This window comes from Chitinophaga sp. CC14 (assembly GCF_048957795.1).
Taxonomy (GTDB): Bacteria; Bacteroidota; Bacteroidia; order Chitinophagales; family Chitinophagaceae; genus Chitinophaga; species Chitinophaga ginsengisegetis.
Genome location: NZ_JARBFY010000001.1, coordinates 1,907,870 through 1,920,758 on the forward strand (window position 1 = coordinate 1,907,870; position 12,889 = coordinate 1,920,758).

Below are 12,889 nucleotides of genomic sequence, written 5' to 3' on the forward strand. Positions count from 1 at the left end.
GTGTTTGGTATAGCAAAGTTAGGGGTAAGAATCGGAGCGCCGCCTTATAATACGCTTAAAAATGGTCCGGCAAAATTTGCCTGCAACCGGATAAGGGCTTTTTAGGTTTGATGCTTACCAATAACTGTATATGCTGGTAGTATAACATAGATAAGCAGCTATATGTTCGATCAGATTGTTTCATTGATTTTATCCAGTACCTTTTTCCAGTAGTCGTTCATTTTAAGCCTTTCTTCGCCGTCTTTTAGCCATTCGTGATGAAAAGCAATGACGGTTTTTTCTTTGGCGGGAATCACTCTTATCTGCAGGGTAGAGGTATTTGTACCGGGGGCCTGCTGCCATTTCATGCGGATCACTTTACCGATGGTAACGGAAGCTACGTGGATAGTGATACCGGAGCGGGTGGTATAGGAGTCGCCTTTCTCAAAGGGGATGTTTGCATTATTATCCAGCCATAATCCCAGTATGGGTTGTGTAAACAGCTTTTCCCAGGCTTCCATGGGAGCGATCGCAAAAGTGCGTCGGATGCCGGTTTCCCAGCCCTGCGAGGTAGTCAGTCCGACAGGTTTCTTTCCAGAGGTCATCGTTTTTTATGGAAAGGTAAGAAAACGCGTAGATATTGGCATATGTAAAGAGTTGATACTAAATGTCGATATGATTTTTAGTGCGGTCTGCAAACAAACAGGAAATTTATATATGAAAATGCAAAATTATTTTTTATTTTTAAGGTAACCTATTAAGCACTACTGAGCATCTGCGGGAGGTGTGTTTATAGTAAGCAACCAAAATCTGAAAAACAGGAGTATCACAAACGATAAACTAACTTGATTAACATCTAAACCAGACGCTGATCTTTCGTGAGAGAACTAATGCTCATGCCCTGCAGGCATGTTGATGACGTTTATACAATGGTGATATTTTGACTTTTCTGACAAACTTTTTTCCTCGTCTAACCGGCAGGCACTATTTAGTGCTGGTCCTTTTTTTCATAAGCAAAAACGGGGCTGTCCTACACAAGCGGGCAGCCCTTTGTTTTTTTGTCTTTGCAGAATATTGATAAGATTACGGGATGATTATATTTCCCCTCCGGCGGTATGCCCTTTCTTTGCGGCTTCCCAGCCGATGATGGCACTTTTACGTGTACTGCCCCAGTGGTATTGCCCGGTGTCGCCGGTAGCTTTAATTACGCGGTGGCAAGGGATCAGGAATGCCACAGGATTCTGCGCTACGGCTGAACCTACTGCACGGGAGGCATTCGGGTTTTGAAGCGTGGTGGCCAGCTGGGAGTAGGTGGTTAAGTTACCCATCGGAATTTTCAGGAGCGCTTCCCATACTTTCAGTTGAAAGTCCGTTCCCCGCAAATGCAGTTTTATTTCCGACAGCCGGCTCCAGTCCTGCGTAAATATATACAAGGTATTTTGCTGGATAAGATCCACCATCTGGGTAAACTGCGCATGGGGAAACTGTGCAGTCAGCTCCTGCAGGGCAAGTTGCTGATCGTCTGCAAAGGCCATGTGGCAAATACCCTTTGAAGTGGATGCCACTATGATATCACCAAACGGACTTTCAGCAAAACTGTAATTAATGCGTAGTGCCTTGCCGCCGTTTTTATATTCTCCCGGTGTCATACTTTCGATATTGATAAACAGGTCGTGCAAGCGCCCGGTACCTGAAAGACCCGCTTCAAAGGCGGCATCGAACACAGTCACCTTTTCTTCTCTCAGCATCGTTTTGGCGTAATCCAGCGTAAGGTATTGCAGGAACTTTTTAGGTGTTACCCCTGCCCACTCAGCAAATACACGTTGAAAATGAAATGGGCTCATATGTACTGCCGCAGCAATTTCCTGTAAGTCGGGCTGCGTTTTGAAATGCTCTTTAATATAGTCTATTGCCGTGGCAACGGTATTGTAATGATTCATGGCTTCAATGTTTTTAAACAAAGGTAGCCTCGTGAATATCGGTAAAAAACCCGGTTATTGCGGATTAAATCCCACCGCCTGATATCCCTTGTTTTAGTATGGTTTATAAAAACAGATATTAGAAGAATAAAAAAATTCCTGTGAGAATTAAATATATAAGCTGCTGATACCTATGTATTAGAGCAGTAGAAAATCGTTTTTGGAGAGATGAATATTAAGTAATATTTATCGCTGCGATGAAAAGTTAAATTTCTTTTTTATTTTTAAGCAACCAGTAATATTTACCGGTGAACCTTATTGTGTGTATTTGTATTGTAGCTGCAACCAAAATTCTGAATCTAAACCTTTAATTATTATAACTAAAACCTTAAAACTCTGTGCTGTAAAGCCTTTTAGCTAATGTAATCACCTGGTCTTTTTAACGCATGCTAATCCGGTTTCATGAACCGGAACAGGATGTCTATTGCCAAAATCTCGATACCACCATTGTAATTTTTTATCAACAATTAAATCTAACTGACATGAGGAAACTTCTACTCGTGCTGGCAGGTATGCTATTGATAGCCACCTCGCTGCTGGCACAGCATCCCCGCACTGTGAAAGGAAAGATAACAGACGATACCGGTAATGGATTACCTGGTGTTTCTGTAAGCTTACCCGGAGGCAGAACAGGCACTGTTACCGATGCAATGGGCGAGTTCTCGCTTTCCGTACCTGAAAATGTTAAATCATTGAAAGTATCTTTTGTAGGATACGAAACAAAAACGCTGCCTATCACAGGCAATTCTACAGGCAATGTAATCCTGTTGCCCGATTCAAAATCTATTTCCGAAGTGGTGGTAGTGGGTTATGGTACGCAACGTAAAAAAGATGTAACCGGCAGCATCGCCTCTGTGAAAGGCGGCGCCATCGCGGAATTGCCGGTACAAAGCTTTGAGGCTGGTTTAGGTGGCCGCGCGGCAGGTGTGCAGATCACCGTTCCTAACGGAATCGTGAACAACCCGCCGGTATTCCGTATCCGCGGTTCCAATTCTATTTCCATGAGCGCCTATCCGTTGATCGTTATTGATGGCGTACCCGCATTTTCAGGAGATGTGGGCGCGGGTATTTCCAACTCACCGCTGAATCCATTATCAAGTATCAATCCTGCTGATATCGCTTCTATAGATATCGCCAAAGATGCTGCTGCTACTGCTATTTACGGTAGCCGTGCCGCCAATGGTGTAGTGTTTGTAACAACCAAAAAAGGCAAGGCCGGCCGCCCGAAAGTAACCTACGATGGTTGGGTAGGTACTACCAGACCTACACGCCTGCCTACTGTATTGAATACAGAACAGTTTCTTGAAATGAAAAATGAAGCGTTGAAAAACGCCGGTAATACGGATCGCTATGTAGCTAACCTCGATGCCAATGGTAAAGTAATTGATACCAAATGGATGGATGTGGTGTACCGCGACAAAACAATATCGCATAATCATAACGTAAATGTTTCCGGCGGTTCCGAAAGTACCAGCTATTACTTTTCTGCAGGGTATACCAAACAACAGGGTATTCTGAAAAGAAATGACTTCGCACGCAAGAGCCTTCTGTTCAGTATTGATCAGCAATTGGGAAAAGCCTTTTCCATCGGTGCGCGGATGTCTTACTCCAATGAGCAAAGCCTGATCTCCGGATCTTCCGGCTCACTGGAAGGCGAAGCCTTTAACTCCGGCGGTCTTGCCCGTCTGGCTTTCCTTACTTCTCCGTTAGTATCTCCCTATAACAATGATGGAAGTTATAATATCAGTGGTTCCGGTATGAGTGGCGGAAAAAATACGCTGCCCATAGGCATCTACAACCCGCAGGTACTGCTGGATATGGATCATTCCAATACAGAAGCCAGTCATATACAAGGCAACGTTTACCTGCAGTTGAAACCTGCTGAGTGGATCACCTTAAAAACCCAGTATGGTGCAGATTACATCCTGATGAACAACGATATTTATCTCAATTACCTGTCGGGCGACGGAGTATCTTCTACCGGTGATGTTACCAGTATTTATACACAAAACAAACGTTGGGTATGGACCAATACCGTACAACTGGACCGTTCTTTCGGTAAACACAATCTGAGCCTGCTGGCGGGTTTTGAACAACAGCGTGATGCACGCGAGCGTTATGGTTTGCGCCGGCAGAAACAGATGGACAACTATTTCAATAATAGTGAAGGAGGCTGGCTCACGGACCTGTCGCGTTATTTGCTGCGCAAAGAAAATTACCTGCTGTCTGCCTTCTCCCGTTTAAATTATAATTATAACGAGAAATATTATTTAAGCGCCAACGTAAGACAGGACCAATATTCCGCTTTTGGTCCCAACTTTAAGAAAGGTACTTTCTATGGTTTTTCTGCGGGATGGGAAATTACGAAAGAAGCATTCTGGACAAACGCCGGTCTTAATAATGTATTCAGCAGTTTCAAGATCAGGGCCAGTCATGGTAAAGTGGGTAACTTCGCGGGCCTGGGCGATTATGACGCCTTATCATTGTACAAGCCTGCTCCTTACGGTGGTAGTTCTTCTATCTATTTCAACCAGGCGGGTAACCCCGATCTGAACTGGGAAACCAGTAAGAAAACAGACGTAGGGTTTACCTACGGCATACTGAACAACAGGATCAGTGGTGAGTTTTCTTATTACTATAATGATATTAACGGCTTAATCCTGTTTGTACCGCAAATGCCATCTGCCGGTATTCCTATCACCAGCACTACGGCTACTATTGCTACCATCCCAACCAACGTGGGCAGCATGTATAACAAAGGAATAGAGTTCAGTGTAAACGCGGTAGCTATTGATAAACGTGATTTCTCCTGGAACATCGGTTTCAACATTGCACATAACAAAAATGAAGTGACATCACTGGCCGGTGATATCACTGCGATCCCTTTTGTTACCAGCAGCCTGGAACAAACCAGTATCAACAAAGTAGGCTATCCTACCAGCATGTTGTACGTAGTACGCACCGATGGTGTGGACCCGGCAACAGGCAGAAGGATTTTTATCAATGCCAACGGCGACAAGGTTTATTTTAACAATGCAGATGCCGTTAAGTATAAATATGAAGACGGCAAAGCTGCTCCTACCGTGGGTGTGAAAGATGCGGTGGCGTATAGAAATACCAATCCGAAAGTACTCGGCGGACTGGAGAATACCTTCCGCTACAAAGCCTTTGAGCTGAACGTGCTGCTTACCTATCAAACAGGATTTTACGTGTACTATGGCAGTAATGCAGGATTAAGAGATCAGCGTTACTGGAACAACAGTACAGATGTGTTAAACAGATGGCAGAATCCAGGCGATCAGACTGATATGCCGCGTGTAGTATACGGGGATAACATTTCCAACGGTTCTTCTTTTGCAATTGCCGCGAATGTTTTTAAAGGCGACTTTGTAAAATTAAGCACCGCCGCACTCACTTACCGTCTTCCTGATAATATCGCAAACGCCATCCGGCTGCAGGGCGCCAAAGTTTATGTAAGAGGACAAAACCTCGCGCTGATTACAAAGTATCCTGGTCCGGATCCGGAAGTTTCTTCCAATGGTAATAATGCTTCCGGTCAGGGTGTTGACCGTAATACGCTTGGTAATGGAAGAACACTGACAGTGGGTCTTAATGTTAACTTTTAAATTGAAAGAAGATGAAAAAATATGCTTTAAATATATTGGCTGTTACTGTGATGGGTTTAGGTGCTTGTCAGAAAGGATTACTGGAGCCGGTTCCTTCTACGGATATTCCTGATTTCAAGGCTTTTGAAACCAAAGAGCGGATTACCAGCCAGGCGAATGGCTTGTATTCTGTAATGAAGCATGGCAAGTTCCTCGGCGGAAAATATGCCATTGCCAATGAAGTAAGGGGCGAAGACTTTGTGAATGAAAAGGCCAACAACGTAACATTGAATGCCAGCTGGCGAATGGTGCCCACCGGTGAAGCGCAGGAAGTGAAGGAGATCTGGTCGCAGGGTTACATCACCATTAACAACGTGAATGTTTTTCTTACGGGCATGAATGCTGTTGGCAACCAGGTGGTGGGTGACTCCATTGCGAAGCTGTATGCCGGCGAAGCGAAATTTGTACGGGGCGTGAGCTACTTTTCATTACTGCAGTTATATGCGCGTCCGCATTGGGATGGCGCCGGCAGTAAACCCGGTTTAATTATTCACACCGAAGGACATGCTAAAATTGGTAGTTATGCCCGTGCGCGCAGTACGGTGAATGAAACATATGCGCAGATTATCCGCGACCTGGATTCTGCCGAAACGTTGTTAACAAAACCGGCTGCTGGCGCCCTGACGTCTATTACGCGCGCCAACGCCTATAGCGCTATTGCTTACAAAACCCGTGTGTACCTGTATATGGAGCAATATGATAAAGTAATAGCAGAAGCTGCAAAACTGGTGTCTGCCAGTGCGCCGTTTGTATCACCTGCCGGGCATGCATTGGAAGCGGATGTGCAAAAGGTATTTGCGCCGCCGTATTCTACAAGGGAGTCTATATTCTCCCTGCCATTTACCGGTTCTACAGACGATTTTCCGGGTACGCAAACACAGCTTGGATATTATTTTACGCCTGCTGCAAAGCCATTTACCGGTAATGGTGAGTACTCCATGCATCCTAATGGGGTGATCGCTGATTCTTCCTGGAAGTCTGACACCGATACACGAAGGAAATTTATTGTACAATCTCTCGGGAAAAAATACTGGACCAAATTCCCTACTCCAAGTCCGTTCACAGATTATATTCCTGTGATCAGGTATGCAGAAGTATTACTGAACCTGGCGGAAGCAAGGGCGCGGCAAACCAATTCAGTAGACCCAACTGCGGTAGCGTTGTTGTCTGCAGTAAGACACCGTTCCGATGCTACCATCACTTATACCGTAGCTGATTTTGCCAATGTAACAGCCTTGCTGACGGCTATTGCCCAGGAGAAACATATTGAATTGCTGGGAGAAGGTTTCAGAAGTATGGAGATTACCCGTCTTGGCATTCCGTTCCCTGCCAAAAGCAGTACGGTGCCTGTTATTGCGCCAACGGTTCCTCAGTATATCTGGCCGATTTCTTCTGATGAACTGATCTATAATAAGCTTTGTGTTGATAATAACTAAGTCCTCATAACTAGAAAAAAGCCCCCGCATCTGTTTGGGTGCGGGGTTCTTTTTTTCAGGAAAGCCGGATTGCACCGGCAGCTGTTAAAAAGAGTTTCGTTAAAATACAGTTGGTTTTTGTTTAAAAAACATAATTTGCGTGTAGTAATAATAAGTAGATTGCGTGGAGTAAGATTTATTTATCTCTTCTATCCGGGGCATTTTATGGAAGACAGTGAACTTTTGAACCATCTGAAAAAAGGTGATGTGCGGGCATTTGATGCCATCTACGCACGTCACTGGCCCGATTTATTCAAGCATGCATATTACACCCTGAAATGCCGCGACATGGCGATGGATGTGGTACAGGAGGTATTCGCCTGGCTTTGGCTGCACCGGGAACAGGTGGAGATCACATCTTTGAAACATTATCTCAAAGCAGCCACGCGCTTTAAGATGGCCAATTATATACGTGCCAGCAAAAACCGGGAGCTGTTTATGAGTGATCTCCGGTATACTACCGATGTGGTCGTAAACCCCGATGATCTGGCAGTGCGTGAACTGAAATCCGTAATTGCGCAGGCAGTGGAAGGGTTGCCGGGTAAATGCCGGACTGTTTACAGCTTAAGCAGGAACGAGCAGTTATCCCATGCGGAGATCGCCTCCCGTCTCAATATTACCGTTAAAACGGTGGAGAACCAGATCACCATTGCGCTGAAGCGCATCCGTTTATTTATAGGACATTCTATGCCTGTAATCATCTTACTGATATTCCGTCTCTAAAAATTATTTCCCCTTTTTTTGGGGGGTACCTCACTTTCGTGTGCCTAGATATATAAACATCCATTAAGTGAATCAGGAACAACTTGCAGGGCTTGCTCAGCGAATCGCGGAAGGCAATGCCACAGCCGAAGAAATTACACTGTATAATCATCTGCTGAGCAAGGTGGGAGAGGAAGAACATTGGGACGAATCATTGCTGGGTGATCAGGAGGAAACCGCGAGGTTATTGCGTGATCGTATTTACCAGAGTGCCGGTATCCGTAAGAACCGGCTGCGTAGTATGATGGTAAAGGTTTCTGTGGCAGCAGCAGTGTTAGCGTTATTCGTGGTAACCGGCATAAAATTGCGCAAAGCAGGAAATAAAGAAACTGCCGGAAATGCCTTGCTGGCGGGTAAAACAATTGTGCCTGGCAGTGATAAGGCGGTGCTTACACTGGCAAACGGCCGGGAAGTAGTGTTGGATAGTGCCGGTGGCCGGTCGATGCAGCAGGGCAACAGTACCATTCATTTGCACAACGGGCAGGTAGTATACACCAACTCCTCTGCGCGCGGAAATGAGGCGTATAATGTTTTAACCACACCACCGGGAGGGCAGTACCAGCTGATATTACCGGATGGTACAAAGGTATGGCTGAACGCGGCTTCGTCGCTTCGTTTCCCTGCGGGGTTTTCCGGCAACCAGCGGAAAGTGGAGCTGAAAGGAGAAGCATATTTTGAAGTGGCTGAAAATGCGAAGATGCCATTTGTAGTACAGGCGGGTAACAAGGTGGTGCAGGTATTGGGCACTCACTTTAACCTGATGGCCTACCCGGAGGAGCCCAGTACCAATGTAACACTGCTGGAAGGCGCTGTGAAAGTACTGCACCAAACAGATACCGTATTACTCAAACCAGGGCAGCAGGCGAAGCTGTCGGATAATCGCAGGATAGAACTGGTGAAACATGCCGACATGGAAAAGATCATTGCCTGGAAGAACGGTTATTTCTCGCTGAACGGGGAAGGCACGGCAGTAGTGATGCGGCAGCTGGCGAGGTGGTATAATACAGAAATTGAATACGCCGGGCAGGTACCGGATCTGAAATTTGAAGGAAGTATAAAACGGAGCTATGAACTGGAAGATGTATTAAACATCCTGGCGGCAAGCGGGATTCATTTCCGGGTAGAAGGAAGAAAAATTATAGTACTCACGGAATAAAATAAAAAGCGGGAAGCAAAATTATCGAGTATAAAAACAAGTCACCAAAATCGCTGAAAAAAACCGGGCATGCGCTAACATGTCCCGGCTCAAAAAGGCAATAGAACATACATCTGTTAAGCATTTTCATTACCTAAATCAAATTTATGTTATTAAAGTCTCGTTTCCAAACTAACCACCAGGGGGCATTCATTTCTGCAGATCCCCATCATTCAGCAGTGAACATTTACAGTGAACAATTGACCTGGTAACACGGCAACTGCCATCTATGGCGAATTAATTACCACTTATGATCAGAACAATTACCGGTGGCGGGTCCGGCATACGCTAATATGCCAGATTTAGCAACGCCATCTGTATGACTATCTGTTAAGCAACCTTAATCTATTATCTATGCACTTATCTGCTTGTTTAATCAACAAAGGCAGGCCCGGCCGCCTATTGCCAAAAATCCGGAAAATCATGAAACTATCTGTATTTCTCTTCCTGATTTCATTTCTTCAAATCAGTGCAAAAGGACTGGCACAGAAAATTACGCTGGTAGAAAAAAATAAACCAGTTCAGGAAATTCTCACAAAAATAGAACAGCAAAGCGGTTACAAGTTCTGGTATCATTCAGGCGACCTGGATGGTACGCACAACATAAATATTGAAGCAAAGGAACTGCCGCTTGCACAGGTACTGGACATGTGTTTTAAAGATCAGGGGCTTTCCTGGAAAATTATCCGCGAAACAATTGTGTTGAACCGCATCCCAGTATCACCGGCAGCAGCGGCGCCCGCAGACACCCTGCGTGGCCGCATTACAGACGATAAGGGGAATCCTGTTCCCGGCGCCACCATCCAGGTAAAAGGCACTAAAACCGCCGCTATCTCTAACAGTGAAGGATATTTCCGTTTGGTAAATATTTCGCCGGAGGCGATACTGGTAATATCCAATATTGGCTTTCAACGGCAGGAAGTTGCTACCGCCGGAAGAAACCGCGTGGATATTAAATTCCTGCCTGAAATATCGCAGCTCGAAAACGTGGTAGTGGTAGGGTATGGTACCCAGAAAAAAGTAAATCTTACCGGCGCTGTCACGCAGGTTTCCGGCAAGGTGCTTGAAAACCGGCCTATGACACGTATCAGCCAGGGATTACAGGGCATGATAGCAGGTTTGAATATTGTTACCAATTCAAGCGGCGGTGCGCCCAATGCTTCCCAGAGCATCAACATCAGGGGATATACCGGCCTGGGTGCTACCGGCGGTCCACTAGTGGTAATCGATGGGATACAGGGAGGCGATATTAATGCGATCAGTCCAAGTGATGTAGAAAGTATTTCTGTACTAAAAGATGCCGCTTCTACCGCTATCTATGGTTCCAGTGCACCATACGGCGTGATCCTGATCACTACCAAAAAAGGTAAAGCCGGGCAACCAACAAAGATCGCATATGACAACAACCTGTCGTGGGCGCAGCCGATCAACCTGCCAAAGATGTTAAATTCGCTGGATTTCGCTAACCTCTATAACGAAGCGTTTGCCAATGCCGGCAGGGCGCCTTTTTTTAATGAAGAAACTATTGAAAGAATTAAAGCCTACCAGGCGGGTACGTTAACTACAGAAACGATCAAAGATCCCAATGCGCCAAATGGCTGGAACAACTGGAACACCGGCAACGCGAACAACGACTGGTTTAAAATATATTTCAAGGACTTCGCTTTTAGTCAGCAGCACAACATCAGCGTTAGTGGCGCTACCGATAAAAGCAGCTACTATATTGGCCTGGGCTACAACGATAGAGCCGGAATGTATAATTATGGCAACGATAATTTCAAACGTTTTAACATCAGGGCCAACCTGTCTTCAAACATTACCAACTGGCTCACCTTTAATTTCAGGAGCACTATTTCCCGCTCGCTGTATAATACCCCCAATGTGTATTCCGGTCAAACAGGCGGCAATTATATGCACCAGTTTGCAAGGAAGTTTCCTACTGTTTCCCTGATCAACCCCGACGGTCACTATTCTGCTGAAAGCAATGTATTGCTGCACCTGGAAGGTGGAAGGAACAAGAGTACAGAAGATCAGCCGATGCTGACGGGCGAGTTCCAGCTCACGCCACTGAAAGGATGGAATATCACCATGAACTATACCTTCGACGGCGATTTTTACAATGCCGAAAATCACCTTAAAACAGTATATGTATATCTCCCGGATGGCAGCACCGCGCCGTCGGGCGGTACTACTCCCAATTCCTTCTCCCGGAATAATTACCGGAATGAACACCATATTGTGAACACATTTTCTTCTTATGAAAAACAGTTCAAACAACATAATTTCAAAATGCTGGGAGGATTTACCAGTGAGCTTACCGGCTATAGTTCCTATTCCGCTTCCAACAGCCAGCTTTATTCCAACGATATTCCTTCTTTAAGCCTCACCTATAACACCAATCCTTCTGTAAGTGACGCCGGACGCAAACTGGCGGTAGAGGGCTTCTTTGGCAGGTTTAATTATAATTTCGGAGATAAATACCTGTTAGAAATAAATGGCCGGTATGATGGAACGTCGCGCTTTTTGTCAAACAACCGCTGGAAATTTTCTCCGGGTGTTTCTGCCGGATGGAACCTTGACAAAGAGAATTTCTGGCTGCCGGTGAGTCATGTGATCAATGCCTTTAAGCTCAGAGGTTCTTACGGATCTGCGCCTGATCAGTTATTCCTCGGTGATCCCAGCATCAGCAGCTGGTATCCTTTTTATCCCAGCCTCGTAACTACCACGCCTAACAACACTTCCTGGCTTTTTGGAGGCAGTAAACAGGCATCTGTAGGTCAGCCGCCATTGGTGAACCGGGATCTTACGTGGGTAACCACTACCTCGTATGGTATTGGTACCGATATGGCATTGCTGAATAACCGGTTGAACGTTTCTTATGATTACTACATCCGTAAAGCAGATGATTTTGCAGGTCCAGGGCAGGTATTACCGGCATTGCTGGGAGCCGGCGTACCCAGGGTGAATAATGCTGCTATTCAAACAAAGGGCTTTGAGCTTACTATACAATGGTCTGATAGGATAGGTAAACTGGGTTACAGCGTACGGGGTTCCCTCTCTGATTACAAAGGCAAAGTAATGCGTTATAATAACCCTACCCGCGCCCTTGATAATGTTTGGTATAAGGGGATGAATATGGGAGAAATATGGGGATATACTTCTACCGGGTTGTATCAGTCGGAAGGAGATGCCGCCAAAGGGTTGCCTGCCCAGTTCTGGAAAAGCGCCTGGCACGCAGGAGATGTTATTTATGCAGACCTCGACGGTAACGGCAGCATTACCAATGGTAAAAATACGGTAGACAGCAGCGGCGACAGAAGAGTTATCGGGAACAACACACCGCGTTACCAGTACAGCCTGAATTTAAATTTTGATTACAAAGGATTCGACCTCGGTATTTTCCTGCAGGGTATTGCGAAAAGAGAGGTGTGGATCGGCTCTAACTATTTCTGGGGCATCACCGGGGATGAATGGCAAAGTTCTCCTTTCACCACACACCTGAACAGGTACGCTGCCGACAATCCTAATGGCTACTTTCCGAAATATTATATGAGTTCAGAGAATAACAAAAATACACAGACGCAATCCCGCTACCTGCAGAATGCCGCGTACCTGCGTATAAAGAGCGTACAGCTGGGTTATACGCTGCCGGCTAACATTTTATCGCGGATTCATACGCAAAAAGTGCGGTTCTATTTTGATGTGGAAAACCTGGCTACGTTTACCAACCTGGTAAAAACAATGGACCCGGAACTTTCTATCAGTGATGCTAAAATTTATCCTTTGCAAAGGACTTTTTCCTGTGGCATCAATGTAATTCTTTAATTCAATTAA

The 12,889-nt window shown here is 45.5% G+C and carries 7 protein-coding genes; 5 read left to right on the forward strand and 2 right to left on the reverse strand.

The annotated features are described in order from the left end of the window. Positions 1-170: 170 nt before the first annotated feature. Positions 171-584: an SRPBCC domain-containing protein gene (locus PV783_RS07970; RefSeq protein ID WP_420987628.1), complete on the reverse strand. Its 414-nt coding sequence runs from the start codon at positions 582-584 to the stop codon at positions 171-173. A 489-nt stretch (positions 585-1,073) separates the two neighbouring features. Beyond that, a complete protein-coding gene (locus PV783_RS07975; RefSeq protein ID WP_079469261.1) occupies positions 1,074-1,919 on the reverse strand; it encodes a bifunctional transcriptional activator/DNA repair enzyme AdaA in 846 nt (281 codons plus the stop codon). A 521-nt stretch (positions 1,920-2,440) separates the two neighbouring features. On the opposite strand from PV783_RS07975, the gene PV783_RS07980 reads away from it, so the two are divergent. The 5 genes from PV783_RS07980 (at position 2,441) to PV783_RS08000 (ending at position 12,880) form a co-directional block, all read left to right on the forward strand. Then, positions 2,441-5,584, forward strand: a complete 3,144-nt coding sequence (locus PV783_RS07980) for a SusC/RagA family TonB-linked outer membrane protein (RefSeq protein WP_079469260.1) — start codon at positions 2,441-2,443, stop codon at positions 5,582-5,584. An 11-nt stretch (positions 5,585-5,595) separates the two neighbouring features. Further along, entirely contained in the window at positions 5,596-7,059 is a 1,464-nt protein-coding gene (locus PV783_RS07985; RefSeq protein WP_420987629.1) for a RagB/SusD family nutrient uptake outer membrane protein, read from the forward strand. Positions 7,060-7,218: 159 nt separating this feature from the next. Then, entirely contained in the window at positions 7,219-7,821 is a 603-nt protein-coding gene (locus PV783_RS07990; protein ID WP_420987630.1) for an RNA polymerase sigma-70 factor, read from the forward strand. 67 nt (positions 7,822-7,888) lie between these two features. After that, entirely contained in the window at positions 7,889-9,016 is a 1,128-nt protein-coding gene (locus tag PV783_RS07995) for a FecR family protein (RefSeq protein ID WP_420987631.1), read from the forward strand. A 462-nt stretch (positions 9,017-9,478) separates the two neighbouring features. Continuing rightward, positions 9,479-12,880 carry a TonB-dependent receptor gene (locus tag PV783_RS08000; RefSeq protein ID WP_420987632.1) on the forward strand — a complete coding sequence of 1,134 codons (3,402 nt, stop codon included), beginning with the start codon at positions 9,479-9,481 and terminating at the stop codon, positions 12,878-12,880. The last annotated feature ends 9 nt before the right edge of the window (positions 12,881-12,889 follow it).